This is a genomic window from Micromonospora sp. SCSIO 07396 (assembly GCF_053667945.1).
In genome coordinates, this window is record NZ_CM132210.1 from 5,787,632 (window position 1) to 5,808,353 (window position 20,722).

The following is a 20,722-nucleotide window of genomic DNA, read 5'->3' on the forward strand; positions in this document are numbered from 1 at the left end:
CCCCCACCCCTCGTCCCCAAAACGCACCGCCACCGGCCCCCGCCCGTTGATCAAGAGGTTTGCGTCACCAGCGAGCCGGCGGGTGACGCGCACCTCTTGATCAACCCGGCTGCCCGGATCGCGCTCGTGCGGGGTGCGGGGTGGTCGGGAAGCGGCGGAGGCGGAGGCTGTTGGCCACCACGAAGACCGACGAGAAGGCCATCGCCGCGCCCGCGATCATCGGGTTGAGCAGGCCGGCGGCGGCCAGCGGGAGGGCGGCCACGTTGTAGGCGAACGCCCAGAACAGATTGCCCTTGATCACCGCGAGGGTGCGCCGGGAGAGCCGGATCGCGTCCACCGCGGCGGTCAGGTCGCCCCGGACCAGGGTCAGGTCGGACGCCTCGATCGCCACGTCGGTGCCGGTGCCCATGGCCAGTCCCAGGTCGGCCTGGGCCAGGGCCGGCGCGTCGTTGATCCCGTCGCCGACCATGGCGACCGTGTGACCCTGCGCCTGGAGCCGGCGGACCACGTCGACCTTGTCGGCCGGCAGCACCTCGGCGGTCACCTGGTCGATGCCCACCTCGGCGGCCACCGCCTGCGCGACTGTCGCGTTGTCCCCGGTGAGCAGCACCGGGGTCAGGCCCAGGGCGCGCAGGCCGGCGATCGCCGCCCGGCTGGTGGGCCGGACCACGTCGGCGACCGCGAGGACGCCCCGGGCCCGCCCGGACCAGCCCGCCACCACCGCCGTACGCCCGGCGGCCTCCGCCTCGGCCACCGCCCGGACCACCTCCTCCGGTACGTCCAGACCCCGCTCGCGGAGCAGCCGTGGCCGCCCGACGACGAGGTCGTGGCCGTCGACGGTGCCGGTGACGCCGAGCCCTTCGGCGGCGGCGAACCGGGTGACCGACGGCAGCTCACCGGCCCCGGCGGCACCTGCCGCCACGGCGCGGGCGATCGGGTGCTCCGAGCCGGCCTCGACCGCCCCGGCGAGCCGGAGCAGTTCGGCCCGGTCCTGCCCCTCGACGGGACGGATGTCGACCAGGGTCATCCGGCCGGTGGTGACCGTGCCGGTCTTGTCCAGCACCACCGTGTCGACCTGCCGGGTGGACTCCAGCACCTCCGGCCCCTTGATCAGGATGCCGAGCTGGGCGCCGCGCCCGGTGCCGACCAGCAGCGCGGTCGGGGTGGCCAGGCCGAGGGCACACGGACAGGCGATGATCAGCACGGCCACCGCGGCGGTGAAGGCGGCGGTCGGGCCGGCCCCGGACCCCAGCCACCAGCCCAGCGTGCCGACGGCCAGCACGATGACGATCGGCACGAACACCCCGGAGATCCGGTCGGCGAGCCGCTGCACGGCGGCCTTGCCGGTCTGTGCCGCCTCCACCAGCCGGGCCATCTGGGCGAGCTGGGTGTCCGCGCCGACCCGGGTGGCGGTGACGACCAGCCGGCCGCCCGCGTTCACGGTGGCACCGGCCACCTGGTCGCCGGGCCCGACCTCGACCGGCACCGATTCGCCGGTGAGCATGCTGGCGTCGACCGCCGAGGTGCCCTCCTCGACCCGCCCGTCGGTGGCGATCTTCTCGCCGGGCCGGACCACGAACCGGTCGCCCACCACGAGCCGGTCGACCGGGACCCGGGTCTCCGTGCCGCCGCGCAGCACGGCGACGTCCCGCGCGCCGAGTTCGAGCAGGGCGCGCAGGGCCGCCCCGGCGGTCCGCTTGGAGCGCGCCTCGAAGTAGCGGCCGGCCAGCAGGAACACGGTCACCCCGGCGGCGGTCTCCAGATAGATGTTGCCGGCCCCGCCGGTGCGGACGACGTCCAGCCGGAACGGGTGGGTCATCCCGGGCATCCCGGCGTCGCCGAGGAAGAGCGCCCAGAGCGACCAGCCGAACGCGGCCAGGGTGCCGAGTGACACCAGGGTGTCCATGGTCGCCGCGCCGTGCCGCAGGTTGGTCCAGGCGGCCCGGTGGAACGGCAGCCCGCCGTACGCGACCACCGGGGCGGCCAGGGTCAGCGACAGCCACTGCCAGTAGGTGAACTGCCAGGCCGGGACCATCGCCAGCACGATCACCGGCACGGTGAGCACGGCCGACACCCGCAGCCGGGTCCGCAGGGCACCCAGCTCGTCGACCGGCGCACCGGCCGGTTCCGTCCCGGCGGGGGTGGGCGGGGGCGGCACGACGGCGGTGTAGCCGGTCTTCTCGACGGTGGCGATCAGGTCGTCCGGGGTGACCCCGTCGGGGTACCGGACGGTGGCCTTCTCGGTGGCGTAGTTGACGCTCGCCTCGACGCCGTCGAGCCGGTTGAGCTTCTTCTCGATCCGGGCGGCGCAGGAGGCGCAGGTCATTCCGCCGATGGCCAGCTCGATCAGGTGGGGGGCGGTGGGCAGGTTCTGGGTGGTCGGGGTCATCGCGGCACCTCCGGTCAACCGTGGGTGTGACCGGCCCCGCCGGTGCCGGTGCCGGTCGGCGTCGGGTCGGTGGCAGGGTCGGGGCGGTGGACGGGTCGCGTGGGGTCGTGGCGGGTCTCGGCGGGCGGGGTACCGGGGCCGGTCAGCTGGCCGACCCCGTACGCCGCGCCGAACACCACCGCGAGGACCAGGGCGAAGCCGCCCAGCCTGGTCGGTGTGTTCATCGGTCGCCCTGGACCGTCACGCCTCGACGAGGTCGTAGCCGGCCTCGTCGACGGCGGCCCGCACGGACGCGGTGTCCAGCGGGCGGTCGCTGGTGACGGCGACCCGGCCGGAGGCCAGGTCGACCTGGACGTCGGTGACGCCGTCAAGGGCACCCACCTCGGCGCTGACCGCGCTGACGCAGTGCCCGCAGGTCATGCCCGTCACCTGGTAGTCCGTGATCATGCGACTCTCCCCTCCACTCGTCCAACATACCCCCCAGGGGTACGTCACCCCGCGACCGTAGCATACCCCCCAGGGGTACGCTATCGTGGTCGCCATGACCACACCGAGCACCCCGGTCCGGGGTTACACCGCCAGCAAGGACCAGCTGCTCGCGCGGCTGCGCCGGGTGGAGGGGCAGGTCCGGGGGATCGAGAAGATGGTCGACGACGACCGGTACTGCATCGACGTGCTCACCCAGATCTCCGCCGTGCAGGCCGCCCTGGACAAGGTCGCCCTCGGCCTGCTCGACGGCCACGCCCGGCACTGCATGCACGAGGGGGCCGCCGAGGGCCGCGCCGACGAGATGGCCGCCGAGATGATGGCCGCCGTCGGCCGCCTGATGAAACGCGGCTGACCCGACCCACCCGTCCGGCGACCGGCGGGGCAACGGCCGGGCGGGACCGGGCGGGAGACCGACGTCGCGGGGCCGGTGGGATCCGGCCCCGCGACGCGTCACGGGTGGCGGTCAGAGCCGGGCGAGGATCTTCCGCATGGTGTCGATCTCGCCCTGCTGGGTGGTGACGATCTGCTGCGCCATGGCCCGCGCCCCGGCGTGCCGGCCGTCCGCCAGTTCCTGCCGGGCCATGGTGATCGCCCCCTCGTGGTGGGCGATCATCATGCTGAGGAACCGGCGGTCGAAGTCCCGACCGGTCGCCCCCTCCAGCCGGGCCAGGTCGGCGTCGGACATCATCCCCGGCATCCCGTGGTCCATCCCTGGCAGATGGCCGTCGGCCGGGCCGTCGGACGGGACGGGCCGGCCCCAGGCGGCGAGCCAGCCGGTCATGGTGGCGATCTCCGGGGCCTGGGCGGCGCGGATCCGTTCGGCCAGCCGGGTGACCTCCGGATCGGCGGCCCGGCTCCCGGCCAGCTCCGACATGCGTACCGCCTGCTGGTGGTGCGGGATCATCATCTGGGCGAACATCACGTCGGCCGGATCCGCGGCGGCCGAGGAAGGGCCGGCCCCGGCGGCCGGGCGGCCGTGACCGCCGGCGGTGGAGTGGCCGCCGCCGCAGGCGGTCAGGGCGGACGCGGCGGCGAGAGCGACGCCGGCCAGGGCGACGCGACGGGCAAGGGTACGGGTGGACACGGGCATACCTTTCGGTGGACGGACACGTACGCGACGGACGGTGGACACGGCAAAGCCGCGCCGGGTGTCCTATCTGCGCAGTACCGACACCGGACCGGTCGGCTCCCCCCGGTCCAGCACCGGCAGCGCGGCTGACGTCCGGTGGGGGCGGTCGGCCGGGGTGTCGTGCCCGACGGAGGTCCGGTCCGCCGAGGCGGCGTGGCCGGCCGGACGACCGTCGGCGGGATGACCGGCGGCGGCCAGGTGTGCGTCGTGACCGAGGGTGTGCATCGCGGAGAGCCCCAGCAGCGTGCCGACGAGCAGCAGCAGCCGCAGCCACCGCCCGGTCGTCGTCGCCGTACCCGCCCGCCGCACGGCTCAACGCTAGCCGTCCCGGTCGCCCGGCGGGCCGGTACGGGTCACCGGGCGTCGAGGCGTACCCGGCGCAGCGGTGGCGGGCCCGCCACCAGCAGTGAACCGCGCGGCCCGACCTGGTGCTGGCTACCATCGTCCGACGATGACGCGCCGCCCGTGGGTGAACCGGCAGGTCGGCTGACACGTATCCCGTCCCGGACCGTTGGGAGAACTCGCAGACATGGGCGCCGACCACACCCGCCCCGCTCCGTCCACCCCGCCCCGGGTGCGACGGATCCTCGTCATGACGGTGGTGCCACTCATCGTCGTCACGGTGATCGCCACGCTGCTGCTCTGGCCGGGGAAGACCTCGAAGATCGACCAGGGCGAGCAGGTGCCCCGCTACCACGGCACGGTGACCCGGGTGGTGACCGAGCCGTGCCCGCCCGCCCCGCAGACGCCCGACGGCCCGTCGGGGGTGGCCGACGGGCCGTGCGGGACGGTGACCGTCACCGTCGGGCAGGGGCCGGACAGCGGTGAGCAGGTCGAGACGCCCGTCCCGTCCGGGCCGGGGGCACCGACGGTGGCCGTCGGCGACGAGGTCGTGCTCGTCGCGTTGGCCGACCCCACCGATCCGTCGGTGAGCAGCTACCACATCGCCGAGCACCAGCGGGGCATGCCGCTGCTCTGGCTGGTCGCCCTGTTCGCGGCGGCGATCGTGGCGTTCGGCCGGCTGCGCGGGCTGGCCGCCCTGGCCGGGCTCGGGGCCAGCTTCGCCATCCTGTTGACCTTCGTGGTGCCGGGCATCTCCGCCGGGGGCGCGCCGCTGCCGATCGCGGTCACCGGCGCCGCGTTGATCATGTTCGTGGTGCTGTACCTGACCCACGGGATCACCGCGCAGACCTCGGTGGCGGTGCTGGGCACGCTGGGCAGTCTGGTGCTGACCGGCGTCCTGGGCACGCTGGCCGCCGCCGCCACCCACCTGACCGGGTACGGCAGCGAGGAGGCCACCACGCTGTCGATGTACCAACGCGACGTCGACCTGCACGGCCTGCTGCTGGCCGGGATCATCATCGGGTCGCTCGGTGTCCTGGACGACGTCACGGTCACCCAGTCGGCCACCGTCACCGAGCTGGCGCACGCCAATCCGGGGCTGTCCCGGTTGCAGCTCTACCGGGCGGCGGCCCGGGTCGGCCGGGCGCACATCGCGTCCACGGTCAACACGATCGTGCTGGCGTACGCGGGTGCGTCACTGCCGTTGCTGCTCCTGCTCACCGCCGACAGCCGCCCGGTGAGCCAGATCCTCACCAGCGAGTTCCTGGCCCAGGAGATCGTCCGCAGCGCGGTGGCGACCCTCGGCCTGGTGGCGGCGGTGCCGCTGACCACCGGGTTGGCCGCGCTGGTGGTCACCGCCGGACGGGGGCCGGCCGACGCCGGTACGGCCGGGCCGACGCCCGCCCCACGTCCCGCCCCCGACCGTGCCGAGGCGTGGGAGGCGTTGAGCGCGCCCCGGCACGGCGAACCGTCCACCCCGGCCCCCGCACGGTGGCCGGACCCGGAAAGGAGCACGGACACCGCATGGTGACACTGCGCTGCGTGACCGAAGGCGAGGTCGCGGCTGTCGGCCACGTCACTGATTACCACTCGCTATCGGGAAAATACTCATTTGGTCGGGTTGCGGGCGTAGATCCCCGGTACGACTCTCGGGTAACCTCGCTGCCGGTCACCGCCGAAGGCGCCCACCGGAGCCAGCGGTGCCACCGCCCAATCGCCGTACGGCGAGCCGGGGAACCGAGCACCTGGGGTGAATCCGCGCCAGCGGTAGGGGCCACTTCCGTCCCGAACCCGTCAGCTAACCCGGTCGGCGGTCGACGGAAGGGACAACTGTGACGGCACCCCTACGCCACTGGTGGACTCCGGTGGTGGCCGTGCTCGCCGCTCTGGCGCTGGTCGCCGGCCCGGCCGCCGCCCCCGCGGCGGCAGCACCCAACGCGCCCACCCCCTCGGGGCACGAGGAGGACGAGGAGCCCAAGCTGCTCACCGACGTCATCGAGGCGACGAACCGGGAGTACTCGGCGGCGAAGACCCGACTGGAGAAGTCCAAGAAACGCCAACTCGAATACGCCATCGAGGTGGAGAAGGCGGAGCAGGAGCTGGCGGCGTTGGCTCCGCAGGTCACCGAGATCGCCGCCCAGTCGTACCGGACGGGTCGGGTCGGCGCGGTCGCCGCGCTGCTGGAGAGCGACGCCCCGGACGCCTTCGTCCGGCGGGCCGCCGCCCTGGACGAGCTGAACATGGTCAACGCCGGCAAGCTGGCCGAGGTCAACAAGGTCAAGACCCGGGCCGAGCAGGCCAAGCTCGCCGTCGACGCCGAGGTCCGTGAGCAGCAGAAGCAGGCCAACCTGATGGCCAAGAAGAAGACCGAGGCCGACAAGGCACTGGCCCTGGTCGGCGGTCGGGGCTTCACCGGCGGCCTGGTCGACGCGACGTCCCCGGTGGCCCGCGTCGCACCCGGCCAGACCGCCAACGGCGAGTGGCGCGGGGAGTCGTGCAGCGAGAACGACCCGACCACGTCCGGGTGCATCACCCCGCGCACGCTGCACATGTACAAGGAGGTCAAGCGGGCCGGATTCAACCGGTTCGTCGGCTGCTACCGCCCCGGTGGGCCGTGGGAGCACCCCAAGGGCAAGGCGTGCGACTGGTCGTTGCAGAAGAGCGGGTTCAGCCCGTGGCACAACAACGACACCCGGATGTACGGCAACAACCTCGCCGCGTTCCTGATCCGCAACTCGGACCGGCTGGGCATCTACTACGTGATCTGGAACCGGCAGATCTGGTTCCCGGCCAACGGCTGGAGTTCGTACTCGGGACCGTCCAACCACACCGACCACGTCCACGTGTCGCTGTTGTAGCGGGTGCAGCTGGGCCGAAGCTGCGGTGTCCGGCGTTCCGGACACCGCAGCACCGGCCCGATGAGTTGATCGAGGCGCACGATGAGGGCCGCCCGGCTTAGCCGGGCGGCCCTCATCGTGACCGGTGCGGGTCAGGAGGCGACGGGTGCCGTCGCGGCACCGGCCGGCACGGCCGGTGCCGGCACCGCGGCGGCGGGCGCGGGCAGCTCGGGGGCCACCTGGCGCACCTCACCGGCGGCGAGCCGGTAGGACATCCCGACCACCGCGCACCGGCCGGCGGCCACCTCGGCGGCGATCACCGGGGAGTTGCCGAGCAGCACCTCGACGGTCTGCGCGATATGGATGTCGACGATCCCGTCGATGTCGTGCACCCCCTGCTGGGCCGCGCGACGCAGGCTCGGCCCGACGGCGGCGACCACCGAGTAGAGGTGTCCCGGGGGCTGGGTGCCGGTCCGGGCCGCGTCCCGGGCCGCCTGCACGGCACCACAGGAGTCGTGTCCGAGGACCACCACCAGCGGGGTGCCGAGCACCGTCACCGCGTACTCGACGCTGCCGAGCACCTCGGGCCCGGCGGTGTGCCCGGCGGTCCGGACCACGAAGAGGTCACCGAGACCCCGGTCGAAGATGATCTCGGCGGCGAGCCGGGAGTCGGAGCAGCCGACGATGACCGCGAAGGGATGCTGGCCATCGGCGACGGCGGTGCGGTGGCCGGCATCCTGGTTGGGATGGTGGGGCACACCGGCGACGAAACGCCTGTTGCCGGCCTGCAACTCGGCCAGCGCCTGGGTCGGAGTGATCGGGGCCATTGCCTCACCTCGGTCCGGAATCGCACCTGGTCACGCCGGCCGGCGGCGACGACGGCCGTGTCCTCACGGTCACACGCAGCTAAAGGTACGTCAAGATTTCGTGATACACGTTTCAGGCATCGGTCGAAGCCGTGTCGACGGCGTGTCGGACCCGGCACCCACCGAGGTCGACGGGCGACCCACCGGGGGGGCCGACCGGCCGCTGCGGGGCAACCGTCGGGGCGGCCGACGACGGGTCTCCCAGGTACGGGCCATACCATGACCGGCATGGCGACAGGCGGCACCGGGAGCACCCGGAACTGGACGTTCCTCACCAACCATGGTCATGTGCTGCTCGCCATCGCCCGTAACCCCACCGCCCGCCTCCGCGACGTCGCCGACGAGGTCGGGGTGACCGAACGGGCCGCCCAGGCGATCGTCGCCGACCTGGAGGCCGGCGGCTACCTGCGGCGTACCCGGGTCGGCCGGCGCAACGAGTACACGCTCAACCCGAGCGGTCACTTCCGGCACCCCGCCGAGGCCGACCGCCAGGTCGGCGCCCTGCTCGCCCTCTTCAGCCCCGATCCGGCCGACGCCGGGTCCTGAGCCGCCGACCCGGAGGGCGACGGCCCGGCACACGTCGACGGCCCGCCCCGGTGGGGACGGGCCGTCGACGGTGGAGGGTCAGCAGAAGCTGCCGGCTCCGCCGCCACCGTCCTGCCGGGTGGTGCGGAAGTCGCACAGGTCGTAGCCGTTGGCGGTGAGCGCCGCCTTCGCCGCCGCCGTCTGCGCCCCGGTCAGCGCCGGCTCCCGGGAGAGGACGAAACCGCTGCTGCGGTCCGGGTCGCCGACGACCGCCCAGCGGTAGTCGGGGTCGAGCCCGATCACCACGTAGTTCGGCCCACCCAGGTAGATCCACTTACCGCCGAGCTTGAGGAAGGACACGGTCAACGCCGAGTCGGCCGGCGGGTTCTCGCTGCGGGCCCGCCCGGTGACCGCGCTGGTGGTTCCCACGATGGTCCGGCAGCTGTTGCGGACCCCGATGGTGCCGTCGGGCTGGACGTCGTACCGCGCCGTCACGTTCTTGTAGCACTGGATCTCGAAGATCGCCGGGATGGCGGCGACCTGGTACCAGTCGCCCACGTAGCGCTCGACGTCGACGTCGGCCACCGGAGTGAGCGGTCCGGTGTCGACGGCGGTCGGCGCCGCCTGCGCGGGTACGGCGGTGGCCAGCACCGCCGCAGTGGCGACCGCGACGGCCGCAACGACCTGACGGCGTACTCCCATGGTGTCTCCTCCGGTCTGTCGGTCCGGCGCGGCGGGGCGTCGCGCCGTCGGCAGAGTTGCCCGGACCCGCCGGCCGGAAACTGTCGGCATTCTCATCGCCGTCGATGCATCCAGGCGCAGGTCAGTGGCCGTATTCCTGGTGGGAGCGGTCCGTCCACACGGCACACCGTGGCCCGGCTCACTCGTCCGGTCGGGCCACCGACCCTGCGCAGACGGCCGATCGGGGATAGGTTGGACAGGTGATCCGCGTAGCTTCCGCCCCGCCCGTCTGGGTGTCAAGGCTGCGCGATCTGACCCGGCTGGCCGTCACCGCGCTGGTGCTCGCGGCTGGCCTCGGCGGGTTCCTCGCCGTCACCGGCGGCCCGGCCGCCGCTGCCGCCCGACCGTCCGTGGTGACCTCGCGGGTGGCGACGCTGCCCGCCGACGCCCGGCCGACCCTCGACCGGGCCGGCACCCGGCCCGACGACGAGCGGCCCGCCGACGGGTCCCTGCCGCCCCAGCCGCCGACGCCCGCCGACGGTGCCGCCACCCGGCCCGTCGCGCCGGTCGCCGGGGCCACGCCGGACCCGGCCCGGGACGCCACCGGCCGGCGCGGCCCGCCCCGGAGCTGAGCCGCGCGGCAGCTGCGCGCCCGTCCGGCCGCGACCGGGCCACCGCCACGGCCGGGCCACCGCCGACCGCGGACCGGCAACTGTCGGTCCGACAGCGGTCCAGGCAGACCCGATCCGGGCAGAACTGGGCCAGGTAGGTCCGGTCCGGCCGCCGCAGGGACGCGCGCACCGCTTCCGCCCACTGCCGGGCCCCCGTCCGTCCACATCGTTGTCCACCGTGAGGTGTTGGTGATGCAGACCGTCTTCTCCGCCGTCCTGCCCGATGTCCCCGCCGCCGCCGCGATCTGGCTGATCCTGCTCGCCCTCGCCGCCGTCGCCGTCGCGGCCCTGGTGGTCCGGCCCGGCCGGCTCCGGCCGGCGGTGGCCGGCCGGTTCCGCGACGCCGCCCTGCCCGACGACCCGGACCGGGCCGAGCAGGACCGGGAGCACACCCGGTACGCCGAGGAGGTCGCCGTGGCGGCCGACCGGGCCGGCACCACGGCGAGCCGGCTGCGGGCCGAGTGGCTCGCCGTCCAGGACGAGGTCGAGTCGGCCTGGACGGCCCTGGAGGCGGCCGAGGCGCACCTGCGTCGGCTCGCCGCCGCCGCGTCGATGCCCCTGCCGCACACCGGACAGACCCCCGCCGAGTACGCCGACCGGGAACGCTGGCTGCACCGGGCCGCCGACGAGGCCCACCGGCGGGGGGAGCTGTCGGACGCACAACTCGCCGACGTCCTCGCCCACCGGGCCGGCTGGGACCCGCGCCGACACCCGGTGGAGCAGGAACTGGTGCTGCGCCGCGCGATCCGGGACCACCTGGCGGCCCGGCACCGGGCGGCGGTGGCCCGGGAGCAGGCGGCCTGGCGGGCCGCCGACCTGGCCGGGGCGGCGGCGCGCAGCCTGCGCGACGAGGCGTTCGCGGCGCGGGAGCGCCGCCCGGAGCGGGCCGAGTCGGTGCTGCCGATGCCGGAGGCCCCCCGCCCGTCGGCGGACAGCACCCGGGAGAACCCGGTGGTGGCGCGCGGTCGGGCCGCCGTCGCCGCCTACTGACCCTCCCGCCGCGGCGACGGGCGGCGGCGCGGCGCCTCCCGGACGGCGGCGCGACGGGCTGCGCTGCACTAGCGTTGCGGGCATGTCCCGTCAGATGTGGGCGCTCGTCGTCGTCGGTGCGATCCTGGCCCTGGCCACGCTGGTCGGCGCGGTCCTGCTGGCGGTGCGGGTGGTCCGCACCCGCCGGCTGCTCGGCACGCTCGGCGTGAGCGGCAAGGTGGCGTTCTACGGCGCGCTGATCTACACGATCTCCCCGGTCGACCTCCTGCCCGACCCGATCTACCTGGACGACATGGGCGTGCTGGCCGGGGCGCTGATCTACCTGACCCGCCTGGTCCAGCGCCGCCGGGCCGCCGGTCGCAGCCTGCCCGGCCAACCCGGTCGGACGGGTGTCCCGCCCGGCCCGGGCCAGTCCCGCCAGATCGTGTCATGATCGGGGCCGGGTCGGGGCCACGCCGGCCCCGGGACGGGGGACGGACATGGCCGGCAGGCATCGGTTGGACCCGTACGACGAGCGGGTCCTCACGTTCTGCCGCGAGCGGCACCTGGCCACGCTGACCACCCTGCGGCCCGACGGCACGCCGCACGTCGTACCGGTCGGGTTGACCTACGATCCGGCGGCCGGGCTGGCCCGGGTGATCACGTCCGCCGGTTCGGCGAAGGCCCGGTACGTCGCCGCCGCCGGTGCGGCGGGGGTGCCGGTGGCCGCGTGCCACCTCGACGGCCGCTGGTGGCTGACCGTCGAGGGCCGGGCGGTGCTGCGGACCGACGCCGCCGCGGTGGCCGATGCCGAGCGCCGGTACGCCGAGCGCTACCGGCCGCCGCGCCCGAACCCGGAACGGGTGGTCATCGAGATCGGGGTGACCCGCCTGCTCGGCTCCCTCCCGCCGCTCGCGTCCGCACAGGACGGGCCGGTAGGCCAGGCCGACGCGGCAGGACCGGCCGACAGGACAGGACCGGCCGGCGGGGCGGGTCGCTGACTGCCGCCCGCTGACGGGCGTGCCGTCCGGCGGGGTCGACAGGTGGTGGCTCATCGACGGTGATGGGTTCGGGTGACCGGCGGTGGGTACAGGCCCCGCCAGGAGCCGATCCGTCCGCAACCGGTAAGGGGCACCGAGATGAGCGATCCACAGGCCACCACGGGCCGGGACGTGGTGGACGTCCTGACCGCCGACCATCACGAGATCGAGGCGATCTTCGTGGAGCTGGAGAACCCGCAGGGCACCGCCGGGCACCGCCGCCGGCTGGCCGACGTGCTGATCGCCGAACTGGTCCGGCACGCGGTGGCCGAGGAGATGTACGTCTACCCGACCGCCCGCCGGGCCCTGCCCGACGGTGACCAGCTCGCCGAACACGAGATCGCCGAACACGCCGCCGCCGAGCGCACGTTGAAGGAACTGGAGCCGCTGGACCCGTCCGACGCCCGCTTCGAGCCGTTGATCAGCCACCTGGCAAAGAGCATCAGGCAGCACGTACGGGAGGAGGAGTCGGAGCTGTTCCCCAGGCTGCGGGCGGCCGTCGCCCACGAGGAGCTGGTGGAGCTGGCCGACCGGGTACGGGCGGCGAAGGGGCACCTGCCGACCCGCCCGCACCCCGGCACACCGGACCACCCACCGGCGAACCGGCTGCTCAACCCCGGTGCCGGGCTGGTCGACCGGATCAGGGACACGCTGAGCGGGCGGCCGACCACCCGGGCGGAGCTGCACGACGGGCAGGACTGACCGTCGACGGTGGTCACCTCGCCGGAGGTGACCACCGCGTCCGGTCACGACTCCGGGGCGACCCGGCTGCCGTCCGCCGCGTCGGACACCACGATCGCCTCCATCGGGCAGGACTCAGCGGCGTCCAGCACCGCGTCCGCCGGATCGATCCGTTCGGCCACCGGCCGGGACAACCCGTCCACCAGGACGAAGTGCGCCGGGGCGTAGCTCGCGCAGATCCCCGCCCCGATGCACCGGGTCGGGTCCACGTGCACCCGCCAGCCGCTGTCCCCCATCTGCCCCACCCTTCCTTTCGTTTACCAGCTCACGGGCAATGCCGTCAGGCCCCGGACCAGCAGGCCGCTCTTCCAGGTCAGCGCCGCCGGGGGCACCGCCAGCCGCAGGCCCGGGGTACGGGTCAGCAGCGTCTCCAGGACCACCTGGAGTTCCATCCGGGCCAGTTGGGCCCCGATGCAATGGTGCGGACCGTGCCCGAAGGCGAGGTGCGGGTTCGTCTCCCGGTCGAGGTCGAGCCGGTCGGCGTCGGGAAAGACGGTCTCGTCCCGGTTGGCCGAGGGGATGGAGACCAGCACCGGCTCACCGGCGCGGACCAGCACCCCGCCGAGCTCGACGTCCTCCAGGGCGTACCTGGCGAACGCGGAGGTGGCGCCGAGCGGGATGAACCGCAGCAGTTCCTCCACGGCGGACGGCACCAGGGACGGCTCGTCGAGCAGCCGCTGCCAGACGTCGGGCTCGGTGAGCAGGACGTAGACCAGGTTGGGGATCTGGTTCACGGTGGTTTCGTGGCCGGCGGCGAGCAGGCCCGCCGCCAGGCGCACCATCTCGTCCTCGGTGAGCCGGTCGGCGTTCTCGTCGCGGGCCCGGACCATCGCCCCGATCAGGTCGTCGGTGGGGGTCACCCGCCGCTTCGCGATCAGCCCCGCCATGTACGACAGCAGTTGGTCGAGGTAGCTCTCGGCCACCTCCGGCCGCAGCGAGGTGGTCGACACGATCGCCTCGGACCAGGTGTGGAACCGGTCCTGGTCGGCGACCGGCACCCCGAGCAGGTCGCAGATGACCCGGATCGGCAGCGGGGTGGCGACGTGGGCGACCAGGTCGGCCGGGGAGCCGGCGGCGGTCATGCCGGCGACGAGTTCGTCGGTCAGTTCCCGGGTACGCGGGCGCAGTTCCTCGACCCGCCGGGCGGTGAACGCCTTGGCCGCCAGCCGCCGCAGCCGGCTGTGCTCGGGCGGGTCCATCCCGAGGATGCCTGATTCCCGCTGGTAGGGGACGCTGCGGGGCTCGTCGCGCCCGACGGCGGCGGCCCGGCTGAACCGGGGATCACCCAGCACGGTCCGCACGTCCGCGTGCCGGGTGGCCAGCCAGGCCGGTTCCCCGAACGGGAGTCGCACCCGGATCAGCGGTTCGTCGCGGCGCAGTTCGGCGTAGCGGGGGTCGACGTCGAGCCGGTGCGGATCGCTGAACGGATACGACCTGGCCTTCGTGGCGTGCGTTGTCTCGGTCACCGGGGATGCTCCCTCTCGTCGACGGCCCGCGGGCTCGCGCGCCGACCCACTCCACACGACTCCACGGTGAGTCATGCCCCGAATGCGGATAGTAGCGAGAGTCCTCGATGGTTACCAGAGGTGATCGGCCTTTGACATGACACTGCCGGACCACCGCGGCATCGCACGGCACGGCAGCAGTGGGCGGGCCGGGGCGTCGTCCCGCCGGCGGCACCGTCCGGGAACGACCGTCCTGAACGGAACCCGGTGGCCGGGACGGCGTTGAGCCACCGGGTGTCGCGGTCGACCCGGACGGGTATCGACCCCGCCGAGACCGAGGAGGAACCGACGTGGCCGAGGACGGTGCCGGGCGTACGCCCGAGGTGACGGCTGCGGGCGTCCGCCCCAGCCCGCGGCAGGCCTGGGGGGCGTTGCCCTGGCTGGTCCGCACGGCTGTGGTGTGGAGCGCCTGCCTGGTGGTCGTGGTGTTCGGCTGCTATCTGCTGGGCCAGGTGGCGGTGCTGCTCGCGCCGCTGGCGATCGCGGTGGCGGTCACCCTCTTCCTCACCGCACTGCTCGACCCGGTGCTGCTGATCCTGCGCCGGCTGCGGGTGCCGGCCGCGCTCGCCGCGTTGCTGAGCGTCCTGCTGCTGCTCGGGGTGCTGGTCGGGGTGGGGGTGCTGGTGTGGAACCTGACGGCCGCCCAGTTCGGTGAGCTGAGCCAGCAGCTCGACGAGGGCCTGCAACGCTCCCGCGACTTCGTCACCGAGACGCTGCCGGTCAGCGATGCCCAACTCGACAAGCTGATCGGGCAGGTCCGCGACGGGCTGGGCGGCAGCACCCCCGACCCGGTCGGCGGGGCCCGTACGGCGGCCGAGGCGCTCGGCTCCGCCCTGCTCGCCCTGGTGCTGCTGTTCTTCCTGCTCAAGGACGGCCGGTCGATGTGGCACTGGGTGCTGCGCCGGATGACCGGGCCGAACCGGACGGTGGCCGCCGAGGCGGGCCGGGTCGGCTGGCGCACCCTCGGCTCGTACAGCCGGGGCACGATGATCATCGCAGCCATCGACGCGATCGGGATCGGGCTGGCGCTGGTGCTGCTCGGGGTGCCGTTGGCGCTGCCGCTGGCCCTGATCACCTTCCTCGGCGGGTTCGTGCCGATCATCGGGGCGACGGTGGCCGGCGCGGTCGCCGTCCTGGTGGCGTTGGCCGCGAACGGGCCGACCACGGCGCTGCTGGTGCTGGCGGCGGTGATCGCCGTCCAGCAGGTCGAGGGCAACCTGCTGGAGCCGTTGATCATGAAGCGGCAGGTGCAGTTGCACCCGGCGGTGATCCTGGTGGTGGTCACGGCGGGCACGCTGATCGCCGGCATCGCCGGCGCCTTCGTCTCGGTGCCGATCGCGGCGGTCGCCTACCGGGTGGTCGACACCGTCCAACGGCACCGGGAGCAGGTCGCCCCGACCCCGCCGGCCGACCGCCCGCACCACCGCCGCGACGAACCCCCCGCCGCCCCAGCCTGAGGCCCGCCCCGCCCCGCCCCGTCCGCCCGTCCGCCGAGACCGTCGCAAGGGGGGCGATGTTGCGGTGTCTGAGCGCTCGGATACCGCAACATCCCATCCCTTGCGCGTCGCCCTGCCGACCCGGTCAGGCCGGGACGGGGAGGTGGTGGGTGAACCAGTCGGCGGCGGCGTCGGCCACCTGGTCGAGCGTGCCGGGCTCCTCGAACAGGTGACCCGCACCGGGCACCACACGCACCTCGTGCGGGGCGGCGAGCACCGCGGCGGCCTGCTCGTTCACCGTGATCACCTGATCGTCGAGGCCACCGACCAGCAGCAGCGTCGCCGCGCGTACCCCGGACAGGGCGGGGCCGGCCAGATCCGGCCGGCCGCCCCGGGACACCACGGCGGCGACCCGCTGCGGGCGGGCCGCGGCGGCCACCAGGGCGGCGGCGGCCCCGGTGCTCGCCCCGAACAGGCCGACCGGCAGCCGGCCCAGCGTGGGTTCGGCGGCGAGCCAGTCGAGGGTGCCGGTGAGCCGGTCGGCCAGCAGGTCGATGTCGAAGCGCCACTGCGCGGTCCGGGCGTCGACCGCGTCCTCCTCGGCGGTGAGCAGGTCCACCAGCACGGTCACCAGCCGGCGACGCTGGAGCACCCGGGCCACCGCCACGTTGCGCGGGCTGTGCCGGGAACTGCCGCTGCCATGGGCGAAGAGCACCACCCCCGTCGCGTCGTCCGGCCCGTCGACGTCCGCCGGCAGCCTGACCTCACCCAGCGCCACCGTGGCCTCGGCACGTACCCCCATGGTGGTTGCCCCTTCCCACTCGCCGGCCGGTGGCGGTTACCCGCCCGGGGGCCGCTCTCACCCGTTGCCTTGACACCGGCGGCAAGGTCTAGCGTGACGCCGGGAACTGCGGCGAGGAGGTCGGGATGCTGATCGGCGAGCTGGCGCAACGGGCCGGCACGAGCACCCGCACGCTGCGGTACTACGAGACGCACGGGTTGGTCCGGCCGCGCCGCTCGGCCAACGGCTACCGGGTGTACGACGAGGCCGAACTGCGGGTGGTGCACGAGATCCGGGCGCTGCTGGCGGTCGGCTTCGGCCTCGACGACATCCGACCCTTCGTGGCCTGCCTGCGGGCCGGCCACGCCTCCGGGGACGTCTGCCCCGACTCGGTGGCGGTGCTGCGCCGCAAGCTGGCCGAGGTGGACGCCTACCTCGACCGGCTCGGCGCGGTCCGCAGCCAGCTGCACGACCAGCTCACCCAGGCCATTGCACAACGGGAGGAAACATGCCTCAGGACACGGCAGCGCACCGGTTGACCGCCGTCACCGACGCCACCTTCGCCGACACGGTGCTGGCCGCCGACCGGCCGGTGGTGGTCGACTTCTGGGCCGACTGGTGCCCGCCCTGCGTGGGCACCTCACGGCACCTCGCCGAGCTGGCCGAGGAGTTCGGCGACCGGCTGCGGGTGGTCACCCTGGACACCGACGCGAACCCCGAAACCACCAGGGCGTACGGGGTGATGTCGCTGCCCACCATGCTGGTCCTCGTCGGCGGGCAGGTGGCCGGCTCGATCGTCGGCGCCCGCCCCAAGAACCACCTGCGCCTCGCCTTCGCCCGCCACCTCGACACCTGACCGGCCCGCCCCCGGCGGCGGTTTGCGGGGGTTTCCGGCGGGAAGACGCGCGGCACACCGGCGCAGCCGCGCCCCGCACGGATCACGAGGTTCGCCATGGCCAAGCGGAAGGCACGTCAGCAGACCCGGACCATCGAACAGGACCGCCCCGAACCGGACGCCGGGCACGAGCCCGACTGGGCGGACGAGGCGGCGCAGGCGCGTACCCCGGAGGACCCGCGGGCGGTGGCCCCGCGCGACGCCGGTGGCCGGCCCTCCGACGGCCCCCAGTTCTGACCCCTGCCGGTCAGCTACGGGCGCAGGGTCGCCGTCGCGACCGCGACGGCGACCCCTCAGCCGGGGGATTCGGGCAGGCGCAGCAGCGGGGCCCGGCCGGGCGGCTGCTCCGGCGCCGGGCCGCTCTCGTGGCGCTGCGGCACCGGCACGGTCACCGGGGCGGCGGAGGTCACCCGGACGGTCTCACCGTGATGCCGCAGCTCCATCACCGTGTCCGGGCCGCCGTTGCGCAGCGAGTACGTCGTCTGGTGCGGCCTGACGTCCACCCGCAGCCGCATCCCCCGCCACTGCAACGAGAACTCCAACCGGCTCAACCGGCTGGACAGCCGGGGGGCGAACGACAGCTCGCCGTCGTGGTCGCGCAGCCCGCCGAACCCGGCCACCAGCGCGATCCAGGCCCCCGCCAGCGACGCCATGTGTACGCCGTCGCGGGTGTTCTCGTTGAGGTCGTGCAGGTCCATCAGCGCGGCTTCCCGCAGGTAGCTGTGCGCCAGCTCGGGGTGGCCCACCTCGGCGGCGAGCACCGCCTGGGTGCACGCCGACAGGGACGAGTCCCGTACGGTACGCCGCTCGTAGTAGAGGAAGTTGCGCAGCTTCTGCGCCTCGGTGAACGCGTCGCCCCGCCAGTGCATGGCCAGCACCAGGTCGGCCTGCTTGACCACCTGCTTGCGGTACAGGTCGAAGTACGGGTAGTGCAGCAGCAGCGGGTATTTTTCGGGCGGGGTGTGCGCGAAGTCCCACTCCTGGAGCCGGGTGAACCCCTCCACCTGCTCGTGCACGTCGAGGTCCTCGTCGTACGGGATGTGCATGGCGGTGGCGGCGTCGCGCCACTCGGCCGCCTCCTCCTCGGAGACCCCGAGGTCGAGGGCCTCGTCGCGCAGGCGCATCGCGCAGTCGGCGGCGGTGAGCAGGTTCCGCTGCGCCATCAGGTTGGTGTAGATGTTGTCGTTCTTGACGGCGGTGTACTCGTCGGGGCCGGTCACCCCGTCGAGGTGGAACCGGCCGTACCGGTCGTGGTGGCCCAGGGAACGCCACAGCCGGGCCGTCTCCACCAGCAGTTCCAGGCCGATGTCCCGTTCCAGCTGCTCGTCGCCGGTGACCAGGACGTAGCGGCGCAGCGCGTCGGCGATGTCGGCGGCGATGTGGAACGCGGCGGTGCCGGCCGGCCAGTACGCCGAGGACTCCGGCCCCTCGATGGTGCGCCACGGGAAAGCCGCGCCGGCCAGGTTCAACGTCCGGGCCCGTTCGCGGGCCTGCTCCAGGGTGGCGTGCCGCCAGTACAGGGCGTCACGGACCGCGCCCGGCTGGGTGTACGTCAACACCGGCAGCACGAACATCTCGGTGTCCCAGAACGCGTGTCCGTCGTAGCCGGGACCGGTCAGTCCCTTGGCGGAGATCGGCCGCCGTTCGGCCCGCGCCCCGGCCTGGAGCACGTGGAACAGTCCGAACCTGACGGCCTGCTGCACCTCCGGGTCGCCCTCGACCCGGACGTCGGCGGCGTCCCAGAATCCGTCGAGGTAGCTGCGCTGCTCCCGGTGCAGCCCGTCCCAGCCGGCCAGCCGGGCGGCGGCCAGCGCCGCGCCGACCTGGTCGCGCAGCGCCGGCAGGGAACGCCGGCTGGACCAGCCATACGACAGGTACTTGACCACGCGGAGCGTCTCGCCGGGCTGGAGCACGCAGCCGATGGTGGTCCGGACCCAGTCCTCGTACCCCTCGGACTCCAGGGTGGTCTTGCCCGGGGCCTCCACGTCGTGGCCCATCCCGGCGGCCACCCGCAGCCCGCTGACCTTGGTGCGGTGGATGAGCAGGCCGCCGTCGCCCGTGGTCAGCTCCTCCTCGGCCTGCAACGGCGACTCCAGCACGGCGGCGACCCGGGGGTCGCGGCTCTGTGCCGGCAGGTTCTCGTTGGCGACCAGCTCGGACTGGAGGATCAGCCGCAGCGGGCCGCTGACCGCCTCCACCTCGTAGTGGATCGCGGCGACCGACCGTTGGGTGAAGGAGACCAGCCGGGTGCTGCGGACCTTCACCTCCCGGCCGGCGGGTGAGCGCCAGTGCATCTCCCGCTGCAGGGTGCCGGCCCGCAGGTCGAGGACCCGTTCGTGGCTGAGCAGCTCGCCGTAGCGCAGGTCGAGCGGTTCGTCGTCGACGAGCAGCCGGATCAGCTTGCCGTTGGTGACGTTGACGATGGTCTGCCCCGACTCGGGGAAGCCGAACCCGGCCTCCGCGTACGGCAGCGGACGCAGCTCGTAGAACGAGTTGAGGTAGGTGCCGGGCAGGCCGTGCGGTTCGCCCTCGTCGAGGTTGCCGCGCAGCCCGATGTGACCGTTGGACAGTGCGAACACCGACTCGGACTGGGCCAGCACGTCCATGTCGAGGCGGGTCTCCCGGATGTGCCACGGCTCGACCGGGTAGGCGCGTTCCCGGATCATGCGGTGGGCCCGCCCAGCAGCTCGGCGAGGTCGGTGACCACCACGTCGGCCCCGTGGGCGCGCAGCTCGTCGGCCTGGCCGACCCGGTCCACGCCGATCACGTGGCCGAAGCCGCCGGCCCGGCCGGCGGCCACCCCGGCCAGCGCGTCCTCGAACACGGCGGCCTCGGCGGGGGCCACCCCGAGCAGCTCGGCGGCGGCAAGGAAGGTGTCCGGGTGCGGTTTGCCGCGCAGCCCCTCGGCGCGGGCGACCAGCCCGTCGACCCGCACCTCCAGCAGCGGTTCCAGGCCGGCGGCGGCGACCACGTCGCGGCAGTTGGCGCTGGCCGAGACCACCGCGCGGCGCAGCCCGGCCTGTTCGGCCGCCTTCAGGTAGTCCACCGACCCGGGGTACGCCTGCACGCCGTCGTGGTGGATCCGGTCCAGCAGGACGACGTTCTTGCGGTTGCCGACCCCGTTGACGGTCTCCGCGTCGGGCGGGTCGTCGGGGCTGCCCTCGGGCAGGGTGATGCCCCGGGAGGCGAGGAAGGACCGCACCCCGTCGGCGCGCGGCCTCCCGTCGACGTAACGGTGGTAGTCCGGGCCGGGGTCGAACGGCCGGAACGGTTCGCCGTCGGCCTCGGCGTGCCGGCGCAACAGCTCGTCGAAGGTCTGTTTCCAGGCGGCGTTGTGCACCGTGGCGGTCGGCGTCAGCACGCCGTCGAGGTCGAAGAGGCAGGCGGTCACATGAGCAGGTAGGCCCAGCACGCTACGAATCTATC

24 protein-coding genes, 1 pseudogene and 1 riboswitch are annotated in these 20,722 nt (G+C 74.0%); of the genes and pseudogenes, 13 read left to right on the top strand and 12 right to left on the bottom strand.

Going from position 1 to position 20,722, the window contains the following annotated elements:
• Positions 1-100 precede the first annotated feature (100 nt).
• From ACWCHM_RS24950 to ACWCHM_RS24960, 3 genes are read right to left on the bottom strand one after another with little or no spacing between them, the layout of a single operon-like run.
• A complete protein-coding gene (locus ACWCHM_RS24950; RefSeq protein ID WP_454220076.1) occupies positions 101-2,389 on the bottom strand; it encodes a heavy metal translocating P-type ATPase in 2,289 nt (762 codons plus the stop codon).
• Between the two features lie 14 nt (positions 2,390-2,403).
• Positions 2,404-2,613, bottom strand: coding sequence for a hypothetical protein (locus ACWCHM_RS24955; protein WP_204958998.1), 210 nt, complete (start codon positions 2,611-2,613; stop codon positions 2,404-2,406).
• Between the two features lie 16 nt (positions 2,614-2,629).
• Positions 2,630-2,836 (bottom strand): heavy-metal-associated domain-containing protein, encoded by a 207-nt coding sequence (locus ACWCHM_RS24960; protein WP_204958852.1) that lies wholly within the window; start codon positions 2,834-2,836, stop codon positions 2,630-2,632.
• A gap of 94 nt (positions 2,837-2,930) precedes the next feature.
• Between ACWCHM_RS24960 and ACWCHM_RS24965 the strand changes: the two genes are divergently transcribed.
• Entirely contained in the window at positions 2,931-3,230 is a 300-nt protein-coding gene (locus tag ACWCHM_RS24965; RefSeq protein ID WP_091244878.1) for a metal-sensitive transcriptional regulator, read from the top strand.
• Between the two features lie 111 nt (positions 3,231-3,341).
• Here ACWCHM_RS24965 and ACWCHM_RS24970 read toward each other — a convergent pair whose 3' ends face one another.
• Together ACWCHM_RS24970 and ACWCHM_RS24975 are read right to left on the bottom strand one after the other, a co-directional pair.
• Positions 3,342-3,962, bottom strand: coding sequence for a DUF305 domain-containing protein (locus ACWCHM_RS24970; protein ID WP_454220077.1), 621 nt, complete (start codon positions 3,960-3,962; stop codon positions 3,342-3,344).
• Positions 3,963-4,031: 69 nt separating this feature from the next.
• On the bottom strand, positions 4,032-4,316 hold the full coding sequence (locus ACWCHM_RS24975) for a hypothetical protein (protein ID WP_454220079.1): 285 nt from the start codon (positions 4,314-4,316) through the stop codon (positions 4,032-4,034).
• A 220-nt stretch (positions 4,317-4,536) separates the two neighbouring features.
• Here ACWCHM_RS24975 and ACWCHM_RS24980 point away from each other — a divergent pair, with 220 nt between their 5' ends.
• The gene (locus ACWCHM_RS24980; RefSeq protein WP_454220080.1) at positions 4,537-5,880 is read left to right on the top strand and encodes a YibE/F family protein; all 1,344 of its coding nucleotides are present in this window, start codon (positions 4,537-4,539) and stop codon (positions 5,878-5,880) included.
• 166 nt (positions 5,881-6,046) lie between these two features.
• Positions 6,047-6,178: riboswitch (cyclic di-AMP (ydaO/yuaA leader) on the top strand.
• A 3-nt stretch (positions 6,179-6,181) separates the two neighbouring features.
• Positions 6,182-7,207, top strand: coding sequence for a coiled-coil domain-containing protein (locus ACWCHM_RS24985; protein ID WP_204958847.1), 1,026 nt, complete (start codon positions 6,182-6,184; stop codon positions 7,205-7,207).
• A 131-nt stretch (positions 7,208-7,338) separates the two neighbouring features.
• Here ACWCHM_RS24985 and ACWCHM_RS24990 read toward each other — a convergent pair whose 3' ends face one another.
• Complete coding sequence (locus tag ACWCHM_RS24990; RefSeq protein WP_204958846.1) at positions 7,339-8,013, bottom strand: carbonic anhydrase; 675 nt, start codon at positions 8,011-8,013, stop codon at positions 7,339-7,341.
• A gap of 258 nt (positions 8,014-8,271) precedes the next feature.
• Here ACWCHM_RS24990 and ACWCHM_RS24995 point away from each other — a divergent pair, with 258 nt between their 5' ends.
• Positions 8,272-8,598: a helix-turn-helix transcriptional regulator gene (locus ACWCHM_RS24995; protein ID WP_372444599.1), complete on the top strand. Its 327-nt coding sequence runs from the start codon at positions 8,272-8,274 to the stop codon at positions 8,596-8,598.
• 78 nt (positions 8,599-8,676) lie between these two features.
• On the opposite strand, the gene ACWCHM_RS25000 is transcribed toward ACWCHM_RS24995, so the two are convergent.
• The gene (locus ACWCHM_RS25000; RefSeq protein WP_204958845.1) at positions 8,677-9,279 is read right to left on the bottom strand and encodes a lipocalin family protein; all 603 of its coding nucleotides are present in this window, start codon (positions 9,277-9,279) and stop codon (positions 8,677-8,679) included.
• Positions 9,280-9,518: 239 nt separating this feature from the next.
• Here ACWCHM_RS25000 and ACWCHM_RS25005 point away from each other — a divergent pair, with 239 nt between their 5' ends.
• The 5 genes and pseudogenes from ACWCHM_RS25005 to ACWCHM_RS25025 all read left to right on the top strand — a co-directional run bounded on the left by ACWCHM_RS25005 (position 9,519) and on the right by ACWCHM_RS25025 (position 12,640).
• The gene (locus tag ACWCHM_RS25005) at positions 9,519-9,890 is read left to right on the top strand and encodes a hypothetical protein (protein ID WP_454220081.1); all 372 of its coding nucleotides are present in this window, start codon (positions 9,519-9,521) and stop codon (positions 9,888-9,890) included.
• Positions 9,891-10,121: 231 nt separating this feature from the next.
• Positions 10,122-10,919 (top strand): hypothetical protein, encoded by a 798-nt coding sequence (locus ACWCHM_RS25010; protein ID WP_454220083.1) that lies wholly within the window; start codon positions 10,122-10,124, stop codon positions 10,917-10,919.
• Positions 10,920-11,001: 82 nt separating this feature from the next.
• Positions 11,002-11,352 carry a YkvA family protein gene (locus tag ACWCHM_RS25015; RefSeq protein WP_204958842.1) on the top strand — a complete coding sequence of 117 codons (351 nt, stop codon included), beginning with the start codon at positions 11,002-11,004 and terminating at the stop codon, positions 11,350-11,352.
• Positions 11,353-11,398: 46 nt separating this feature from the next.
• Positions 11,399-11,806, top strand: a pseudogene (locus tag ACWCHM_RS25020) (TIGR03618 family F420-dependent PPOX class oxidoreductase); the annotation flags it as partial.
• 231 nt (positions 11,807-12,037) lie between these two features.
• Positions 12,038-12,640, top strand: coding sequence for a hemerythrin domain-containing protein (locus tag ACWCHM_RS25025; RefSeq protein WP_454220084.1), 603 nt, complete (start codon positions 12,038-12,040; stop codon positions 12,638-12,640).
• A 44-nt stretch (positions 12,641-12,684) separates the two neighbouring features.
• Here the strand turns inward: ACWCHM_RS25025 and ACWCHM_RS25030 are convergent, their stop codons facing one another.
• Both ACWCHM_RS25030 and ACWCHM_RS25035 read right to left on the bottom strand, forming a co-directional pair.
• Positions 12,685-12,915 carry a ferredoxin gene (locus ACWCHM_RS25030; protein WP_204958839.1) on the bottom strand — a complete coding sequence of 77 codons (231 nt, stop codon included), beginning with the start codon at positions 12,913-12,915 and terminating at the stop codon, positions 12,685-12,687.
• 21 nt (positions 12,916-12,936) lie between these two features.
• A complete protein-coding gene (locus ACWCHM_RS25035) occupies positions 12,937-14,145 on the bottom strand; it encodes a cytochrome P450 (protein ID WP_454220086.1) in 1,209 nt (402 codons plus the stop codon).
• Between the two features lie 329 nt (positions 14,146-14,474).
• On the opposite strand from ACWCHM_RS25035, the gene ACWCHM_RS25040 reads away from it, so the two are divergent.
• Entirely contained in the window at positions 14,475-15,641 is a 1,167-nt protein-coding gene (locus ACWCHM_RS25040) for an AI-2E family transporter (protein WP_454220087.1), read from the top strand.
• Positions 15,642-15,765: 124 nt separating this feature from the next.
• On the opposite strand, the gene ACWCHM_RS25045 is transcribed toward ACWCHM_RS25040, so the two are convergent.
• On the bottom strand, positions 15,766-16,422 hold the full coding sequence (locus ACWCHM_RS25045; protein ID WP_454220088.1) for a dienelactone hydrolase family protein: 657 nt from the start codon (positions 16,420-16,422) through the stop codon (positions 15,766-15,768).
• A gap of 125 nt (positions 16,423-16,547) precedes the next feature.
• Between ACWCHM_RS25045 and ACWCHM_RS25050 the strand changes: the two genes are divergently transcribed.
• The 3 genes from ACWCHM_RS25050 to ACWCHM_RS25060 all read left to right on the top strand — a co-directional run bounded on the left by ACWCHM_RS25050 (position 16,548) and on the right by ACWCHM_RS25060 (position 17,533).
• Positions 16,548-16,940: a MerR family transcriptional regulator gene (locus tag ACWCHM_RS25050; protein WP_204958836.1), complete on the top strand. Its 393-nt coding sequence runs from the start codon at positions 16,548-16,550 to the stop codon at positions 16,938-16,940.
• Positions 16,910-17,257, top strand: coding sequence for a thioredoxin family protein (locus ACWCHM_RS25055; protein ID WP_281900958.1), 348 nt, complete (start codon positions 16,910-16,912; stop codon positions 17,255-17,257). The genes ACWCHM_RS25050 and ACWCHM_RS25055 overlap by 31 nt, the downstream gene beginning before the upstream one ends.
• A gap of 96 nt (positions 17,258-17,353) precedes the next feature.
• On the top strand, positions 17,354-17,533 hold the full coding sequence (locus tag ACWCHM_RS25060; protein ID WP_204958835.1) for a hypothetical protein: 180 nt from the start codon (positions 17,354-17,356) through the stop codon (positions 17,531-17,533).
• Positions 17,534-17,589: 56 nt separating this feature from the next.
• Here ACWCHM_RS25060 and ACWCHM_RS25065 read toward each other — a convergent pair whose 3' ends face one another.
• Both ACWCHM_RS25065 and ACWCHM_RS25070 read right to left on the bottom strand, forming a co-directional pair.
• Complete coding sequence (locus tag ACWCHM_RS25065) at positions 17,590-19,962, bottom strand: glycoside hydrolase family 65 protein (RefSeq protein WP_204958834.1); 2,373 nt, start codon at positions 19,960-19,962, stop codon at positions 17,590-17,592.
• The gene (locus ACWCHM_RS25070; protein WP_454220089.1) at positions 19,959-20,708 is read right to left on the bottom strand and encodes a beta-phosphoglucomutase family hydrolase; all 750 of its coding nucleotides are present in this window, start codon (positions 20,706-20,708) and stop codon (positions 19,959-19,961) included. The genes ACWCHM_RS25065 and ACWCHM_RS25070 overlap by 4 nt, the downstream gene beginning before the upstream one ends.
• Positions 20,709-20,722 lie beyond the last annotated feature (14 nt).

Bases quoted from the DNA above. Each gene is read 5' to 3' on its own strand.
- ACWCHM_RS24995 (WP_372444599.1), top strand. From the start codon at position 8,272: ATGACCGGCATGGCGACAGGCGGCACCGGGAGCACCCGGAACTGGACG.
- ACWCHM_RS25030 (WP_204958839.1), bottom strand. From the start codon at position 12,915: ATGGGGGACAGCGGCTGGCGGGTGCACGTGGACCCGACCCGGTGCATC.
- ACWCHM_RS25045 (WP_454220088.1), bottom strand. From the start codon at position 16,422: ATGGGGGTACGTGCCGAGGCCACGGTGGCGCTGGGTGAGGTCAGGCTG.
- ACWCHM_RS25050 (WP_204958836.1), top strand. From the start codon at position 16,548: ATGCTGATCGGCGAGCTGGCGCAACGGGCCGGCACGAGCACCCGCACG.
- ACWCHM_RS25000 (WP_204958845.1), bottom strand. From the start codon at position 9,279: ATGGGAGTACGCCGTCAGGTCGTTGCGGCCGTCGCGGTCGCCACTGCG.
- ACWCHM_RS24990 (WP_204958846.1), bottom strand. From the start codon at position 8,013: ATGGCCCCGATCACTCCGACCCAGGCGCTGGCCGAGTTGCAGGCCGGC.
- ACWCHM_RS24950 (WP_454220076.1), bottom strand. From the start codon at position 2,389: ATGACCCCGACCACCCAGAACCTGCCCACCGCCCCCCACCTGATCGAG.
- ACWCHM_RS25060 (WP_204958835.1), top strand. From the start codon at position 17,354: ATGGCCAAGCGGAAGGCACGTCAGCAGACCCGGACCATCGAACAGGAC.
- ACWCHM_RS25025 (WP_454220084.1), top strand. From the start codon at position 12,038: ATGAGCGATCCACAGGCCACCACGGGCCGGGACGTGGTGGACGTCCTG.
- ACWCHM_RS25055 (WP_281900958.1), top strand. From the start codon at position 16,910: ATGCCTCAGGACACGGCAGCGCACCGGTTGACCGCCGTCACCGACGCC.
- ACWCHM_RS24955 (WP_204958998.1), bottom strand. From the start codon at position 2,613: ATGAACACACCGACCAGGCTGGGCGGCTTCGCCCTGGTCCTCGCGGTG.
- ACWCHM_RS24960 (WP_204958852.1), bottom strand. From the start codon at position 2,836: ATGATCACGGACTACCAGGTGACGGGCATGACCTGCGGGCACTGCGTC.
- ACWCHM_RS24980 (WP_454220080.1), top strand. From the start codon at position 4,537: ATGGGCGCCGACCACACCCGCCCCGCTCCGTCCACCCCGCCCCGGGTG.
- ACWCHM_RS25015 (WP_204958842.1), top strand. From the start codon at position 11,002: ATGTCCCGTCAGATGTGGGCGCTCGTCGTCGTCGGTGCGATCCTGGCC.
- ACWCHM_RS24965 (WP_091244878.1), top strand. From the start codon at position 2,931: ATGACCACACCGAGCACCCCGGTCCGGGGTTACACCGCCAGCAAGGAC.
- ACWCHM_RS25065 (WP_204958834.1), bottom strand. From the start codon at position 19,962: ATGATCCGGGAACGCGCCTACCCGGTCGAGCCGTGGCACATCCGGGAG.
- ACWCHM_RS25010 (WP_454220083.1), top strand. From the start codon at position 10,122: ATGCAGACCGTCTTCTCCGCCGTCCTGCCCGATGTCCCCGCCGCCGCC.